Source organism: Nonomuraea rosea, from assembly GCF_039539705.1.
Taxonomy (GTDB): domain Bacteria; phylum Actinomycetota; class Actinomycetes; order Streptosporangiales; family Streptosporangiaceae; genus Nonomuraea; species Nonomuraea rosea.
On record NZ_BAABDQ010000045.1, the window covers coordinates 79,393 to 95,189 of the forward strand.

The 15,797-nt window shown below is 68.8% G+C and carries 16 protein-coding genes; 6 read left to right on the plus strand and 10 right to left on the minus strand.

Annotated features, from left to right (window positions below):
• Positions 1-56: 56 nt before the first annotated feature.
• From efeB to ABEA43_RS56080, 7 genes are all read right to left on the minus strand, one after another.
• On the minus strand, positions 57-1,343 hold the full coding sequence (gene efeB / locus ABEA43_RS56050; RefSeq protein ID WP_345575506.1) for an iron uptake transporter deferrochelatase/peroxidase subunit: 1,287 nt from the start codon (positions 1,341-1,343) through the stop codon (positions 57-59).
• A 15-nt stretch (positions 1,344-1,358) separates the two neighbouring features.
• Positions 1,359-2,501, minus strand: coding sequence for an iron uptake system protein EfeO (efeO, locus tag ABEA43_RS56055; protein WP_345575508.1), 1,143 nt, complete (start codon positions 2,499-2,501; stop codon positions 1,359-1,361).
• A gap of 11 nt (positions 2,502-2,512) precedes the next feature.
• Positions 2,513-3,346: an iron uptake transporter permease EfeU gene (gene efeU, locus ABEA43_RS56060; protein ID WP_345575510.1), complete on the minus strand. Its 834-nt coding sequence runs from the start codon at positions 3,344-3,346 to the stop codon at positions 2,513-2,515.
• Positions 3,347-3,436: 90 nt separating this feature from the next.
• Entirely contained in the window at positions 3,437-4,804 is a 1,368-nt protein-coding gene (locus ABEA43_RS56065) for a glycoside hydrolase family 5 protein (protein ID WP_345575512.1), read from the minus strand.
• 2 nt (positions 4,805-4,806) lie between these two features.
• Positions 4,807-5,649, minus strand: coding sequence for a carbohydrate ABC transporter permease (locus tag ABEA43_RS56070; RefSeq protein ID WP_345575514.1), 843 nt, complete (start codon positions 5,647-5,649; stop codon positions 4,807-4,809).
• Complete coding sequence (locus ABEA43_RS56075) at positions 5,646-6,605, minus strand: carbohydrate ABC transporter permease (protein ID WP_345575516.1); 960 nt, start codon at positions 6,603-6,605, stop codon at positions 5,646-5,648. Before ABEA43_RS56075 ends, ABEA43_RS56070 begins: the two co-directional genes overlap by 4 nt.
• A complete protein-coding gene (locus tag ABEA43_RS56080) occupies positions 6,602-7,888 on the minus strand; it encodes an extracellular solute-binding protein (RefSeq protein WP_345575518.1) in 1,287 nt (428 codons plus the stop codon). Before ABEA43_RS56080 ends, ABEA43_RS56075 begins: the two co-directional genes overlap by 4 nt.
• Positions 7,889-8,033: 145 nt before the next feature.
• On the opposite strand from ABEA43_RS56080, the gene ABEA43_RS56085 reads away from it, so the two are divergent.
• Positions 8,034-9,044 (plus strand): LacI family DNA-binding transcriptional regulator, encoded by a 1,011-nt coding sequence (locus tag ABEA43_RS56085; protein WP_345575520.1) that lies wholly within the window; start codon positions 8,034-8,036, stop codon positions 9,042-9,044.
• Positions 9,045-9,051: 7 nt separating this feature from the next.
• Here ABEA43_RS56085 and ABEA43_RS56090 read toward each other — a convergent pair whose 3' ends face one another.
• On the minus strand, positions 9,052-9,684 hold the full coding sequence (locus ABEA43_RS56090) for a TetR/AcrR family transcriptional regulator (protein ID WP_345575522.1): 633 nt from the start codon (positions 9,682-9,684) through the stop codon (positions 9,052-9,054).
• A gap of 60 nt (positions 9,685-9,744) precedes the next feature.
• Between ABEA43_RS56090 and ABEA43_RS56095 the strand changes: the two genes are divergently transcribed.
• Genes ABEA43_RS56095 through ABEA43_RS56115 form a run of 5 tightly spaced genes read left to right on the plus strand, consistent with a single transcriptional unit; the run spans position 9,745 to position 12,981 of the window.
• A complete protein-coding gene (locus ABEA43_RS56095; protein WP_345575524.1) occupies positions 9,745-10,038 on the plus strand; it encodes an antibiotic biosynthesis monooxygenase in 294 nt (97 codons plus the stop codon).
• A 57-nt stretch (positions 10,039-10,095) separates the two neighbouring features.
• Positions 10,096-11,010, plus strand: coding sequence for an ABC transporter ATP-binding protein (locus ABEA43_RS56100; RefSeq protein WP_345575526.1), 915 nt, complete (start codon positions 10,096-10,098; stop codon positions 11,008-11,010).
• Positions 11,003-11,770: an ABC transporter permease gene (locus tag ABEA43_RS56105; RefSeq protein WP_345575528.1), complete on the plus strand. Its 768-nt coding sequence runs from the start codon at positions 11,003-11,005 to the stop codon at positions 11,768-11,770. The genes ABEA43_RS56100 and ABEA43_RS56105 overlap by 8 nt, the downstream gene beginning before the upstream one ends.
• On the plus strand, positions 11,767-12,564 hold the full coding sequence (locus ABEA43_RS56110) for an ABC transporter permease (protein ID WP_345575531.1): 798 nt from the start codon (positions 11,767-11,769) through the stop codon (positions 12,562-12,564). The genes ABEA43_RS56105 and ABEA43_RS56110 overlap by 4 nt, the downstream gene beginning before the upstream one ends.
• A 45-nt stretch (positions 12,565-12,609) precedes the next feature.
• A complete protein-coding gene (locus ABEA43_RS56115; protein ID WP_345575533.1) occupies positions 12,610-12,981 on the plus strand; it encodes a DoxX family protein in 372 nt (123 codons plus the stop codon).
• Positions 12,982-12,988: 7 nt separating this feature from the next.
• Here the strand turns inward: ABEA43_RS56115 and ABEA43_RS56120 are convergent, their stop codons facing one another.
• Positions 12,989-14,131: a Fic family protein gene (locus tag ABEA43_RS56120; protein WP_345575536.1), complete on the minus strand. Its 1,143-nt coding sequence runs from the start codon at positions 14,129-14,131 to the stop codon at positions 12,989-12,991.
• A gap of 67 nt (positions 14,132-14,198) precedes the next feature.
• On the minus strand, positions 14,199-15,779 hold the full coding sequence (locus ABEA43_RS56125; RefSeq protein WP_345575538.1) for a serine/threonine-protein kinase: 1,581 nt from the start codon (positions 15,777-15,779) through the stop codon (positions 14,199-14,201).
• Positions 15,780-15,797: the final 18 nt, after the last annotated feature.

Sequence of the window (15,797 nt, forward strand, 5' to 3'; positions counted from 1 at the left end):
GGAGTCGGGGGTGGTGGGGTCCTGTTCCTACCAGACCCACCCGACATTTCCGATCATCATTCGAAAAGGGGGCGCCCCCAGTAATCGCCCGCGTCCCGTACCCCGGGCGGGCAGGCGAACAGCCCGCTGGAGACGTGCTTGATGTACTCGTTCAGCGGGTCGCTCTTGGCCAGGCTCAGCTGCACGGGCACGAACTGCTTGCGCGGATCGCGCTGGTAGGCGATGAAGAACAGGCCCGCGTCCAGCCGGCCGAGCCCGTCGGAGCCGTCCACGAAGTTGTAGCCGCGCCGCAGCAGGTGCGCGTTGCCGTGGAAGCTCGGGTGCGCCAGCCGCACGTGGGCGTCGTCCTTGATGTGCGGCTGCCCGTCCGCCCCCTTGGCCGCGAAGTCCAGCAGGTCGAACTCGGCCTTCTTGCCCAGCGGCGCGCCCTCGCCCTTGTTCCTGCCGAAGATCTGCTCCTGCTCGGCGAGCGAGGTGCGGTCCCAGGTCTCGACCATCATCCGGATCTTCCTGGTGACCAGGTAGCTGCCGCCCGCCATCCACGCGCTGCCGTCCTGGGCCGTGGCCCACAACTGCTCGCGTACCAGGTCGGCGTCCTCCAGCTTCATGTTGTTGGTGCCGTCCTTGAAGCCCATCAGGTTGCGCGGGGTGGCCTGCGCCCTGGAAGTGGACGACGTACGGCCGAAGCCGAGCTGCGACCAGCGGACCGAGACCTTGCCGAAGCCGATCCTGGCGAGGTTGCGGATGGCGTGCACGGCGACCTGCGGGTCGTGGGCGCACGCCTGCACGCAGATGTCCCCACCGGATATTTCCGGAATGAGCTGCTCTCCCGGAAATTTCGGTAAAGCGGCGAGGGCGGCCGGGCGCTTTCCCGCCAGCCCGAACCGTTCGTCGAACAGCGACGCCCCGAACCCGATCGTCAGCGTCAGCCCGGATGCGGGCAGCCCGAGCGCCTCGCCCGTGTCGTCCGGCGCGGCCTCGGCGGCCCCGCCCACGGCCCCGAACGCGCCCGCCTCCCTGCCCTGGGTCAGCCGGGCGGCGGCGGCCGTCCACTCCTGGAGAAGATCGACGAGTTCGGCCTTCTCGCTGGTGGTCACGTCGAACGCCACGAAGTGCAGCCGGTCCTGCGCGGGCGTGACGATGCCCGCCTGGTGCTCGCCGTAGAACGGGAACGGGTCGGAGGTGGAGGAGGCGTGCGCGACCGGGGGCTCGTCGAACAGCGTGTTCGCGGCCACCACCCCGGCCCCGACCACCGCCGCGCCCGCCGCCCCGAGGCCGAACAGCCCCCTGCGGCTCACCCGCCCTGCCGACTCCGTCGCGCCCTGTGTGTCCGGGCTGGTCATGAGGATCCCCTCCCGCTACTTCGCGACCACCGGGGCGATTTTGCTGATCGGCTCGGCGAGCGCGTTGATCGCGTCCGAGAGCGTCTTCAGCTCCGCCTTGGACAGCTTGTCGTGCAGCTTCCAGCCGTCGCCCTCCTGGTGCACGGCCAGCGCCGCCTCGGCCGCGGCGAACTTCTCATCCAGCGTCTTGACCAGGTCGGGGGCCCGCTCCTCCAGCACCGGCCGCAGCGACTGCACGGCCGCCTTGGAGCCTTCGAGGTTGGCGTCGAAGTCCCACAGGTCGGTGTGCGACCAGATGTCCTCCTCGCCGGTGATCTTCCCGGTCGCCACCTCGTCCAGCAGCTCCTTGGCGCCGTTGGCCAGGTTCAGCGGGGTCAGCTCGGCGGCGTTCGCCTTGGCCACGATGGTCTTGACGTCGGCGATCAGCTTGTCGGCGACGGGCCCGTCCTTGCTGATGTCCTTCGTGATCCACAGATCCTTCTCGATCTTGTGGAAGCCGGTCCACTTCTCGCCCTCGGCCAGGTCGGCCTCGCGGGCGTCGATGGCCGGGTCGAGATCGCCGAAGATCTCCGCGACCGGCTCGATCCGCTCCCAGTACGTCCGCGAGATCGGGAACAGCTCCTTGGCCTCCTCGATCTTGCCCGCCTTGACCGCGTCCACGAACTCCTGCGTCTTGACCAGCAACGTGTCGCTCTGCGACTTCACGTAGCGCTTGTAACTGGTGACCGCATCGGCCAGCTTGGCGTCCGCGGTGAGCGCCTTGTGCTCGCCGGTCACCTTGAGCGCGTTGCGGATGCCCTTGCCGATCATGCCGGGCTTGCACGCCGTCTCGTACGCGCCCGCCGGCAACTCGGTGATCAGCTCCCTGGTCAGCCCGGGAACGATGTTCTCCAGCTCGGCCATGACCCGGTCACCGGGGGCGTACACGTAGAACTCGGTCACCTTGGACCCGCCGTTCGTGATCGCGAACGTCGTGGTGCCGGCCGCGACCTCGGAAGCGGCGACCTTGCACTCCGTGTCGGAGGCCGCCACGGTGACCTTGCCGGGGGCGGCGGACCCCGGGGACCCCGAGGAAGCGGCGGGCGTGCCGCCGGAGCCGCAGGCGGTCAGGCCCGCCAGGGCGAGCAGGCCGACGGACAGGCGAAGAACGGTAGGCATGATGCTCCTGTTCAGGCCGCGGAGGAAGCGGGGGCCGGAGTGGATCTGGCCCGCTGCGGGCGCAGGAAGAAGAAAAGGGTGGGGACGAGGTAGACGGCCCAGGCCACCATCTCGGCCACACTGGGCTGCGGGGTGAGGTTCAGCAGGCCCGCCAGCAGCGCGCCGTACCAGGAGTCCGGGGGGACGGCGGCGCTGACGTCGAAGGCGTACGTGCTCAGGCCCGGCAGGATGGCGGCCTCCTGGAGGTCGTGCACGCCGTACTTGAAGATCCCCGCCGCCACCAGGATCAGCAGCAGTCCCGTCCAGGTGAAGAACCGGGTCAGGTTGATCGTCAGGGCGCTGCGGTAGATGCCCCAGCCGATGATCACCGAGGTGATCAGCCCCAGACTGATGCCGAGCAGCGGCCCGGCCGTCGTGGTGGCGCCCTGCACGGAGGCGAAGAACAGCACCGCGGTCTCCAGCCCCTCGCGGGCCACGGCCAGGAACGCCATCACGACCACCGCGAGCGAGCCGACCGAGAGCGCGTCGGAGAGCTTGCCCCGCAGCTCACCGGAGAGCGCGCGGGCCGCCCGGCGCATCCAGAAGATCATCCAGGTCACGAACACCACGGCGAGCAGCGAGGTGATGGCGTCGAACAGCTCCTGGCCGGTGTGGTCGAGATGCGCCGCGGTGAAGGTCAGCAGCGCCCCGAACCCCACGGAGAGCGCGATCGCCGCACCGACCCCGGTCCAGACCTGGGGAAGCTTGTCCTTTCGATCGCTCTTGACCAGGAAGGCGATGAGGACGGAGACGACGAGAGTCGCCTCCAGTCCCTCGCGCAGCCCGATGAGATAGCTGGCGAACACTGTCACTCCCAATGCTGAGGAGAGCCTTACCTAAATTAGGGCAGGCGAAGCATACCTACGCAAGCACGGAAAGCGACAGTGTGTGTGCGGTCACCTCTTCAGATTGTCCGCCAGCAGGTCGAGCAGGGGCTCGCGGCGTACACACCGCTCCAGCAGGAACGAGTCGGCCAGGGCGCGCAGCTCGTCGTCGCCGAGGCCCCTGAACAGCTCGGCGTATTCGGGCAGCAGGGCCTGGGCGATGAGGATGTGCCTGACCAGGTCGTCGCTCTGGTAGCGAGCACCCCACGGGTACGGCTCCCAGGCAGGGAACTCCGTCTCGATCAGCGCGTGCAGGGGCGCGAGCACGTCCGCGGCCTCCTCCATGGTGGAGCCCCAGCGGTCCGCGCCGAGCCGCCGCTTCTTCGCGATGAACGCCCCGAACCGCTGCAGGTAGGGCCCGGACGCGTGCACCAGCCCCTGCAGACCCACATCCTTGTACGTCCACAGCGACCAGCCGGCGTCCTGCTCGTCGTAGATCGCAAGCTGGTCGCGCAGGATCTGGAGCCGCTGCGCGTCCACGGCCGGATCCCCGGTGTACACGGGCCCGAACTCGCCCACCCACAGCGGCGTGCCCGTCTCGCGCTGGAACCGGGAGCGCTTGGCGAAGGTCCGCTCCAGCTCGTCACGGTCGCACCATTCGCCCCGGGTGTGGCCGGGGTAGGGGCCGCCGTGGGCGAAACCGGCGAGAGCGTAGTCGTGCATGACGAAGACGGTGTTCTCATACACCTCACGAAATATCGAGAAATCCGTGGAGTAGGTGTTGCCGTCCAGGAACAGGATGTGCCGCGGATCGGCCGCCCGCACCGCCTTGACCAGCCGGTCGTAGAAGGGCCCGATCACCTTGCCGGTGAGGTCGCCCGGCTCGTTGACCGGGTTGTACCCGGCCACCCAGGGATGGTCGCGGTAGTGGTCGGCGATGTTCTCCCACAGGTGCACCGCCCGGTCCTGGAAATGGCGATGCTGCCAGAACGCGGCCACGTGCGTGGGATTGTCGGAGTGCCAGTGCTGGTTCTGGGAGCCGGGCAGGGCGTGCAGGTCGATCACGCTGTAGATGCCGTGCTCGCCGAGCAGGCCGATCACCCGGTCCAGGTGGCGGAAGCCGTGCCGGTCGATCTCGAACGGCCGGTCGTCGGCCTCCCAGTGGCGGTAGTTGACCGGGATGCGCACGCAGTTCATGCCCATCCCGGCCAGCAGCTCCGCGTCCCGCTCGGTGAAGAACGAGGTCGTGAGCCGCTCGAAGAACAGCTCGGCCCGCTCCTCGCCGAGCACGCCGCGTACGGCGTACCGCATCGAGCTCTCGTTCGCCGGATAGCCGGTGATGAAGTTCTCCATGTTCAGCCAGCCGCCGAGGCCCACGCCGCGGAGCCGTACCGGCATGTCGCCGTCGGTGACGAGCTGGGTTCCGGACACCTGCAGCATGTTCACCCTTTCGTCGCACCCGCGGTGAGACCACCGATCAGATGACGTTCCGCTATGGCGTAGAACCCGAGCGCGGGCACCATGGCCAGCACGAGGTAGGCCAGGATGCGGGCGGTGTCGGAGGCGTACTGGCCCTGGAACTGCTGGATGCCCAGCGGCAGCGTCCAGCTCGCCTCGTCGCTGAAGACCACCAGCGGCAGCATGAAGTTGTTCCAGCTCCCCACGATGGCGAGGACCGAGACGGTGGCGATCGCCGGGCGGGCCATGGGCAGCAGGATCCGCCAGAAGAACCCGAACGGCGTGCACCCGTCGATCGTGGCCGCCTCCTCGATCTCACCGGGGATGCTGCGGAAGAACCCGCGCAGGATGATGATCGTCAGCGGCAGCCCGAAGGCCGACTGCGTCAGGATCACGCCGAGCGGGTTGTCCAGCAGGCCGAACGCGCGCAGCAGCACGAAGATGGGCAGGATGGCCACCGCGAACGGGAACATCAGCCCGGCCGTGAACACCGTGAAGTACAGCTCCCTGCCCCTGAAGGCGAACCTGGCGAAGACGAACCCGGCCAGCGCCGACAGCGCCACGGTCACCACCGTCGTGGTGACGGCGATGAACGTGCTGTTCCAGAGCTGCAGCCAGAACGAGCCCGAGCCCAGCACGTCGGTGTAGTTGGCCGTCACCCACGTCGACGGCAGGCCGAACGGGTTCGTGGACAGCTCGCTGTTGTCCTTGAACCCCCCGAGGAACGCGTAGACCACCGGGATGAGGATGAACGCGCCGACGATCCACGCGATCAGGTGCAGGGGCAGAGTGTTGCGCCGCGCGGCGGGCGTCTTCCTCCGGCTCATTGGTGCGCTCCCATGGACGTGGTCGCGCCCTCCAGGTCGCGGCGCATCACGAACCGCTGGTAGATGAGGGCGAAGACGAGGCTGAGCACGAACATCACGACGCTGATCGCGCTGGCGTAACCGACCTGGGAGCGTTTGAAGCCCCAGTCCATCATGGTGACGGCCATGGTCTCGGAGGAGTGCGAGGGCCCGCCGCCGGTGAGGATCCAGATCAGGTCGAAGAGCTGGATGGTGTAGATGACGGACAGGAACACGCTGATCCGGATCGTCGGGCCGAGCAGCGGCAGCGTGATGTGCCAGAACGTACGCCACGCCGTGGCGCCGTCGATCTGGGCGGCCTCGATCAGCTCGTTCGGGATGTTCTGGCGGCCGGCCAGATAGATCATCATGTGGAAGCCGAAATATTTCCAGGTCATGACCAGGAAGAGCGACGGCATCACGGTGGCGGGATCGGCCAGCCACTCCGATTCGAGCCCGAACACCGACAGCAGCCGGTTCGCCATGCCCGCGTCAGGCGCGAGGATCAGCGAGAACAGCACACCGGTGATCACCTCGGAGAGCACGTACGGGGCGAAGAACACCACCCGGTAGAGCGCCCGGCCGCGTACGCGCTGGTTCAGCAGCATGGCGATGGCCAGCGAGAACGGGAGCTGCACCACGATCGACAGCAGCACCAGGGCGATCAGGTGCCCCATGTCCTTGGCGAAGATGTCGCTGCTGAACAGCCGGGTGAAGTTGTCCGTCCCGATGAAGTTGGTCGGCAGGCCGCCGAAGCCGTTCCACCTGAACACGCTCGAATAGATGGCCACCACCATGGGGGCCACGACCAGCAGGAGGAACAGCACCAAAGCGGGCAGCAGGAAGAGGGCGATGGTCACCCAGCGACCGCGGCGCCTGGCGGCAGGGGCGGGGGCCGGAAGCTTGAGCGCCTCCGGCCCTTTCGTCAGAGTCGTCATTCTTCGGTCTTGGCCACTTCTGTGATGGCCTGGCCGACTTCTTCCGGCGTCTTCGTACCGGCGATCAGCTCGGCCACGCTGTCGTTGACCTGCTGGCCGACGGCCGGCGGGTAGGCCTGATCCAGGTAGAGCTGGTAGCCGCTGGCGCCGGCCAGCTGCGTCGCCACCTGCTTGAGGTTGGGGTCCTTGACCGCGCTCTCCTCGCCCTTGAGCACCGGCAGCACGCCACCGGACTCGACGGCCTTGGAGTGGTTGCCCATCTCGGTCATGAACTTGACGAAGTCCACGGCCTCCTTCGGCGCGTCCGCGCCCACGGCCAGCCCGCCGCCGCCGCCGAACGCGTCGCCCGCCGAGCCCTTGCCGCCCTCGACGGCCGGGAACGGGAAGAAGCCGAGGTCGTCGCCGAGGCCCTTGCCGGAGTCCTTCTGCACGGCCGGCGCCCACTGGCCCATCAGCTCCATGGCCGCCTTGCCGTTGCTCACGGTGGCGGACTGGCCGTCAGGGGTGGAGTAGGCGGCGCCCAGGAAGCCCTTCTGGAACGGCTGGAGATCGGCCAGCGCCTTGACCTGCTGGCCCGCGGCCACGAAGTCGGGCTTGGTGAAGTCGTGGTCGGTGGCCGCCTGCTTGAGCGCGTCCAGGCCGGCGATGCGCATGGCGAGGTAGGCCCAGTAGTAGTGGCCCGGCCACTTCTCCTTGCCGGCCAGGGCGATCGGGGTGACGCCCGCCGTCTTGAGCTTCTTGACATCGGTCAGGAACTCGGACCAGGTGGCGGGCGCCGCCGTGATGCCCGCCTTCTCGAAAAGTTCCTTGTTGTACCAGAAGCCGACGAGGCCGATGTCGGTCGGAAGCCCGTACGTCTTGCCGTCGAGCTGGTACGCGGCCAGCGCCGCCGGCGTGAAGCTGGGGAGCACCGAGGCGACGTCGCCGGAGATGTCCTTGACCAGGCCGGCGTCGATCTGCTGCTTCAGCACACCGCCGCCCCAGGTGGCGAACAGGTCGGGGGCCTTGCCCGACTGGGTGATCGTGGTGAGCTTGGCCTTGTAGGCGTCGTTCTCCAGGACCGTGGCCTTGATGGTGACGTTGGGGTTCTTGGCCTCGAACTCCTTCGCGCGCTGGGCCCACAAGGACTTGAGCGGCTCGGCGGTCGACAGGTGCCACCACTCGAGCGTGACCTTGGCGGCGCCGGACCCGCTCTGCGCGGGAGCCGTGCTCCCGCCGCCACCGCCACCACTGCATCCGGCGACCAGGACGGCCGTCGCGATCAACACAACGCTGCGTTTCATTAGGGGTCCCTTCCTTACAGAGACGAAAGTTTCGTGAACCCCCCGATAATTTCGTTGCCTGGATCGTAGGTAAACGCCATGTAAAGCGTCAACACCTCGGGTGGGAGCGATCCCAAACCGAAACTTTCGGATACACTCCCGATTTGTGTCAGCGAAGAGGCGGGTCACGATCGCATTGATCGCGGAGGAGGCGGGAGTCTCCATTCCGACGGTCTCGAAGGTCATCAACGGACGTCCGGAGGTTGCCCCGTCGACCCGTCACCGGGTCGAACGGCTGCTGCAGGAGCACGGCTACCAGCGGCGCATCAGCCAGGACGACACTCCGGCCGGTCTGGTGGACCTGGTGTTCGCCGAGATCGAGTCGCCCTGGGCGATGGAGATCGTGCGCGGGGCGGAGATCGCGGCCCACGAGGCGGGGGCGAGCGTGGTGATCTCCGTGCTCCACACGCACGCGGGCCCCGGCCGCGACTGGCTCGAACGGCTGGCCGCACGCAGGACCGACGGTGTGGTGATAGTGGCCTCACGCCTGTCGACCGGCATCCAGGCCCAGCTCAGCGCCCGCTCGCTGCCGTTCGCGGTGGTGGACCCGGAGGGCGAGCCTGCGCCCGGGGTGGTCTCGGTGGGGGCGACCAACTGGAACGGCGGCCTGGCCGCGACCCGGCACCTGCTGGAGCTGGGCCACCGCCGGATCGGGATGATCAGCGGTCCGGCCGACATGCTGTGCAGCCAGGCCCGCATAGACGGTTACCGCGCGGCGCTGGAGACGGCCGGGGTGCCGCTGGCGCCGGAGCTGATCCGGCGGGGAACGTTCCTGGTGGAGTCGGGGCACGACCAGGGGCACGCGCTGCTCTCGCTGGAGGACCCGCCGACGGCCATCTTCGCGGGGAGCGACCTGCAGGCGTTCGGCGTCTTCGAGGCGGCCAGGCAGCGGGGGCTGCGGGTGCCGGAGGACTTGAGCGTGGTGGGCTTCGACGACCTGCCGCTGGCCAAGTCGGCGTGGCCGCCGCTGACCACCGTACGGCAGCCGTTGCAGGAGATGGCGGCCCTGGCCACCCGCACGGTGCTGGGGATGGGACGGGGCGAGGTGCCGGACACCAAGCGGGTGGAGCTGGCCACGGAGCTCATCGTCCGCGACAGCACGGCCCGTTACGAGTGACCGCCGCCTACTGAAGGCAGAGCTGGGCGCGCAGGGTTGACCAGGCCCACTGCTCCCAGCGTTCGCGCGACCAGCCGCGCTCCTGGACGAAGAGCAGGTACAGCTCCGGGCTGAGCAGGCCGAACAGCACGTCGGCCGCCTCCTCGGCAGACAGGCCCGCCCGCGCGTCCGGCTTGCCGACGAGTGACTCGGCCGTGTGCTGCTGGACCGTGTAGCGCGGGTCGACGTCGAACGACCACAGCGCGGACACCTCGGGATCGCTCGCGCCCGCCGCCTCCAGCATCCTGCCGATCGGCGCGACCCGTTCCAGCACCGTCGTCGTGCCGGCGACGTAGGCGAGCAGCAGATCCTCGGCCGTCTCCGCGGCCAGCGCGCCGGTGTACCAGGGCCGCTCCATCGTGGCCACCGGCGCGTCGTCGCCCGCGATCGTGACGTCGACCAGCTCCTTCAGCAGGGCGCGTTTGTTGCCGAAGACGAAGTAGATCGTCTGCACCGCGACCCCGGCCAGCTCGGCGACGTCCTGGAGATTCGTCGCGCCGTAGCCGTCCCGTACGAACAGCTCTTGAGCCGCCTCCAGGATGCGCCGGCGCGTCTCCTGCGCCTTCTGGGTCCGCTTGCTCGGCCGCTTGACATCGCTCATGGCTAGAGTCTATCTCTAGATTCAGTCACTAGAAGTCAACTCTAGAGAGCGAGTACAAGAATGTCGGCTGTCATCACCGTCACCCGCTTCCAGATCGATCCCGCCGACGCCGAGCAGATCAGGGCCCGGCACGCCGCGCTGGTCGCCGCGACCAGGAAGGCGGCGCCCGGGCTCACGGAGGCGCGCCTGGGCCGGCTCAGCGACGAGACCTGGGTCGGCATCTGGCGCTGGGACTCCGCGGCCAGCCTCCAGGCGGCCCGTCAGGCCGTACCCGGGAGTGCCGAGGCGACGGCGGCCTTCGCGCTGACCCGCGAGGCCGGCGTGGACGACATCGAGATCTTCGACGAGCACTGACGGCACTCGCGGCCCCGGGACACCGGGGCCGCGAGCTTCCAGAATCGGGAGAACGACATGATCGAAATCGAGGCGTTGACCAAGGTGTACGGCTCGGCCCAGGTCCGAGCGGTCGACGAGGTGTCGCTGAGCGTGCCCGCCGGATCGGTCTTCGGCTTCCTCGGACCGAACGGCGCCGGCAAGACCACCACCATCAAGATGCTGGCCGGCCTGCTGACCCCCACCTCAGGACGGGTACGGCTGGGCGGCCACGACGTCGTCCGCAAGCGTTCGGCCGCGATGGCGCAGTTCGGCGCGGTGCTGGAGGGCTCGCGCAACGTCTACTGGAGCCTGTCGGCCTGGCAGAACCTGATGTATTTCGGCCGGCTCAAAGGCATGCGCAAGGCCCAGATCAAGGACCGCGCCCGCGACCTGCTGACCGAGCTCGGCCTGTGGGAGCGCCGCGACGACAAGGTCGGCGGCTTCTCGCGCGGCATGCAGCAGAAGGTCGCGATCGCCGCCGCACTGATCGCCGGCCCGCCGATCGTGCTGCTGGACGAGCCGACGCTCGGCCTGGACGTCGAGGCCACCCACACGGTCAAGCGGTGGATCGCCGAGCTGTCCCGTGAGCTGGGCACCACCATCCTGCTCACCACCCATCAGCTCGACGTGGTCCAGGAGCTGTGCGACCGGGTGGCCGTCATGCGCAAGGGGCGGCTCGTGTCGGACCTGCCCACGCGCGACCTGCTGGCGAGCTTCCGCGAACGGGACAGGTACGAGATCCGCGTCGAAGGAGCCGCGCCGCCCGGGTTCGACGCCGTGGCAGGCGAGGGCGTGAGCACGATCAGCGTGCGGGTGAGCGATCCGGCCGAGGTGTACGCCGTGGTCGACCGCCTGCGCGCCCACGGCGCGGTCCTGGAGTCGCTGACCCAGGTCCAGCCCGATCTGGAGGACGTGTTCCTCGCCCTCGTGAACGAGCCGTCCCATGCTTGACGTCCTGGGCGCGGAGATCGGCAAGGGCCTGCGCGTCCAGCTGGCGCACCCGCTCGGCCACGTCATCACGCTGCTGATCAGCACCATGATGTATCTGGGCCTGCAGTTCGTCATGGGCCAGGGGCAGCTACGGGCGGACCTGCTGCCGCAGACCCTGATCGCGATCGGCGGCTACTGGTTCCTGCAGTACGCCGCGCTGGTCATGGTGGCCGACCTCGTCGAGGAGCTGCGGGCGGGCACGTTCGCGCAGGCGCAGATGACGCCGGCGCCGATCTGGCTGCCGATGCTCGGCCGGCTGATCACCGCCTCGGTGTTCGGGCTGGCGGTGGCCGCGGTGGCCGCCCTGGTCCCGATGGCGGTGGCCGGGATCACGATCCCGCTGCGCTGGGCGGCGATCCCGCCGGCCCTGCTGCTCGGGGCCAACGCGCTGGCCTTCACGTTCCTGATGGCCGCCCTCGCCCTGCGCACCCCGATGATCGGCGCCTTGCAGTCGCTGTTCACCTCGCTGGTGCTGCTGCTCAACGGGGCGTTCCTGCCGCTGTCGTTCTATCCGGACTGGCTGGCCGGCCTGGCCAGGCTGCTGCCCACGACCCTGGGCATCGAGGCGCTCACCCAGACGCTCTTCGACGGCCGGTCGCTGGGTGAGATCTGGAGCGGCGGCACGCTGCCCTGGCTGATCGCCCACACCGTCGTGCTCGCCGCCGTCAGCGGGGCGCTGTTCGTCCGCAATCACCGCCGAGCGCTGCAGGAGTGGTCATGACATTCGCCTCCGGCTTCGCCGCAGAGGTTCGCAAGGGTCTGCTCGGGTTCGTCGCCGGATGGCGGGAAGCGCTGCTGGAGATGATCACTTTCCCGGTGTTCTACCTGCTGATCGTGCTGTTCATGGGACGCGGGCAGCTGCGTGCCGAGCTGCTGCTGCCGGTGCTGCTCGGCATGGTGGCCCTGACGTTCATCCACGAGCAGGTGAACCGGGTGTTCTGGGGCTATCTGGGCGACATCCAATCGGGTGTGCTGGAACAGACGTATCTCACCCCGCTGCCCTCGGCCGCGCTCATCCTCGGCCGGCAGGTCGCCGCCGTGGTCGCGGCCCTGCCCACCGCGCTCGCCGTGCTCGCCACCGGCGCCGTCGCGATCGTGCTGCAGGGCGGCGTGCCTCCCTTCGACGCGCAGGTGCTCGTACCGCTGGCCGCGATCGTGCTGGGCACCTGCGGGCTGGCGCTCGTCCTGTGCGGGCTGACCCTGGTGTTCAAGCGCATCGAGATCATCACGCAGCTGTCCGTGGCCGGGTACGCCATCGCCGGCGGCACCCTGGTGCCCCTGGCCGCCATGCCCGACCCGATCGCCTTCGTCAGCCGGCTGCTGGTCCCGGTCGCGCCGGGCGTCGAGGCCATGCGCGACATCCTGCTCGGCGGCCACTCCCTGACCGCGCTCCCGACCGGCTGGGGGCTCGGCTGGCTGCTCGTCCAGCCGCTGCTCATCGTGGCCGCAGGGGCCGTGGTGTTCGGGCGGCTCGAACACCTCGCCAAGCGCCGTGGCACCCTCGGCCGTTACTAGATCCCACTCCCTTGACCTGGTCGAACGATGAGGAACCGGTAGATCATGAACGTGTTTCTGTGGATCCTGCAAGCGGTCCTGGCGGCTCTGTTCGCCGTACTGGGGACCATGAAGTCCACCCGGCCCAAGGAGCGGCTCGAACCCGCGCTGCCGTGGACGGCCGACTTCTCCCGCGGCACCGTCCGCTTCATCGGGCTCACCGAGCTGCTCGCCGCGCTCGGGCTCATCCTGCCCGCCGCCACCGGCATCGCCCCCGTCCTCACGCCTGTGGCGGCGACCGGCCTGGCCCTGATCATGGTGCTGGCCGCCCTGACCCACCTGCGCCGCAAGGAGCCCGCGGCGATCGTGGTCAACGCCGTGCTGTTCGCCGCCACGGCCACCATCGCCTGGAGCCGCTACGGCCCTTACGCCGGGTAGTCCTTGATCAGGAGTTTCGCCGATAGGGGTCGGAGTAGGGCTTCGACGATTGCTTGACGGACTCGAGAATGGGATGCATCGCGGGGCCGGCCACGTAATAGCGGCCCCTTGCCTGCCCTTGGGGTATCAGCCAGTTCAGGCGGCACATTTCTCGAATGTCTCTGATCGCTTGCTGCGAGCTCAACTCGGCGTCTTGCTGGTAAACGGTACGCCGGACACGTGATTCCCAGAAGGCGGGCAGGAGGGCGAAGACGGTTCGCTCGTCGAGTCCGTCGGCGGTGGCCGCTTCCGACAACGCCGCCCAGGCCCGGCTCAGCAGGTCAACCCGGCGTTTCGCCTGCTGGGCCTGTACATGGTGGGCACGCAGGCAAAACGTGATCCACGCATGAATGGTCCGGTGGGGGCTCCACACCGGACCACCGACCTCTTCCAGGATTTGGTAATAGGAGTAGGTGTTGTGTCCCCTGCCGAGCCATTCTTCGATGGAGGAGAATTCCGGGGGCAGCAGTGCTTCTCTGGCGAATACCAGCGTGGACAGCGCCCGGGACATCCGCCCGTTCCCATTGGCCCATGGAAGGATTTTCACCAGGTTGAGATGGGCCATCGAGGCCCGGACGTGAACGGGGGCATCGAGGTCGCCTTCGTTCAGCCACTGGATCAGCTCGTGCATGAGACCGGCGACCAATTGATGATCTGGTCCGGTGTAGGCGAAGACGGCAGGGTCCTCGGGACTGGTGACGTAGACCGGCCCTTGCCGGAGCCGGCCCGGCCGCTTTCTCCGGTGGTGCTCCTGGATCATGAAGTGCAGGCCGTTCAGCAGGCCCAGATCGTAGGTGAACTCCTCTCGGGCGTCGGAGAGCGCCTGGATGTACGTCGTCGCCCGCTGATAGTTCTCGAGCACCCTGCGAGTCGCGTCGCTGGTCTCCAGGGGGGCTGCCCCGGCCATCAGCGCTTCGACGTCGTCGACCGAGGCCGCGTACCCCTCGATCGTGTTGGAGCCCACGATCGCCCTGGCTGTGAGGCTTCTGCGGAGCTGCTTCGTCCACTGCTCTTGCGGGTGGAGGCGCAGGCATACGTCGTGACGCAGCTGCTCGATCTCCTCCAGTGCGAGAAGGTCGGCAGGACTGAGTTTCGGCACTCCATACAACACGACTTGATGACACCATTATCGTGTCATCAAATCAAATCGACCCGAGCTGTGGTCGTGGGCTGAAGGTTTAGTGGAAGAAGGACTTGCGGGGCTCCTGGCCTGAGCGGCCGGCGATGCAGCGGTAGAAGCGCGTCCCGTTCTCGAACTGGGCCTGGGACGGTGGCATGACGTCGGCGATCCAGCCGGCGGCGCCGAGGGTCTTGGCCGTGCCGGTCCTGGTGGCGAGCAGGACCGCTCGGCTGCAGGTCCGTTTCACCGTCGGGTGCTTGGCGAGGTCCTGCTGGACGTAGGTGTCGGCGTCCGAGGGGATCGGGGCAACCGCGAACGTCTCCCACGAGTGCGTCTCCTCGCAGCCGACCCGTCTGGCCTTGGTGTCGCCCGCGATGATGACCAGGCCGCCCCAGCATTCCGACTCCCGTACGCAGGCCGCCGCGGCGCCGGGCACCTTGGCGGCCGGGCAGTCCTGGGTGTAGGTGTCCAGGCCGGTGAACGGCGTCGTCTTCTTCTTCGTCGTCCCGGGGGTGGCGGTGGCGGCCGTGGTGTCGCCGGGTGAGGCCTGCGGGGAGTTCGGTTCGTGGGTGAGGTAGGAGTAGACGATCACGCCCACGCCGATCGAGATCACCAGGCCCACGGCGGCGGCGATGGAGATCAGGGCCTTGGAGGCGCCGTGCCTGGCGGGGGGCCGGGTGTCCGGCTGGCTGCCCGGCGGTGGGGTCGTGGGTGTGGAGATCGGCCGGTGGGGGCTCGCATGGCTGGGGATGTGCGGGGATGGCGGGCCGCTGGGCGGGGACACGGGGCCAGAGGTGGATGGGGGCGGCGGGAAGAAGGCGGCGTGCGGCGGTGGGGGAGAGGTGAGGGGGACGGCGGCCAGGGCGTTGCGGAAGGCTTCCGCGCTGGGCGTACGGACGCGCAGGTCGCTCGCCAGCGCCTGGCGCAGTACGGCGGTCAGCTCCGGCGGCACCCCGGGGATGTCGGGGACGGGCAGACGGTGCAGGGCGAGGATCATCGCCAGATTCGGTACGCCGCTCGCCGGGAAACGCGGCGGCCGGCCGGAGAGCAGGGCGTACACGGTGCCCGCCAGCGCGTACACGTCGCCGGCCGGGGTCGGCTCGGCCAGCTCGAACGCTTCGGGCGGCGCGTAGGAAGGGGTCAGCGACTCGCGCGTCACGGAGGCTTCTGGGCCGGTCGCGGGCATGGTGGCCAGGCCGAAGTCGGACAACGCCACCTGGCCGTAGCGGTTCAGCAGGATGTTGCCCGGCTTCACGTCCCTGTGCAGCACGCCCTGCGCGTGCGCGGCGGCCAGCGCGTCGGCGATGCGCACGCCGACGTCACGGGCCTCCGCGGGGGAGAGGAGACGGCCCGACAGCGAGCCGCCGGGGCACAGTTCGAGCACCATGTACGGCCGGCCGTCCGGCAGCAGGCCCGCGTCGTAGACGGGGACCACGTGCGGATGGCCCGACAGCGCGCCGGCCGCCGTGACCTCGCGCATGAACCGCCGCCTGTCGCGGTCGGACAGCAGGACCCGGTTGTCGACCTTGAGCGCGACCTCGCGGCCCACGGCCGTCTGCAGGGCCAGGTACACGACGCCGAAGCCGCCTTGCCCTAGTACGCCCTTGATCTCGTAGCCGGGTACCGATAATTCGGACACGCGCGGAAGCGTACAGGT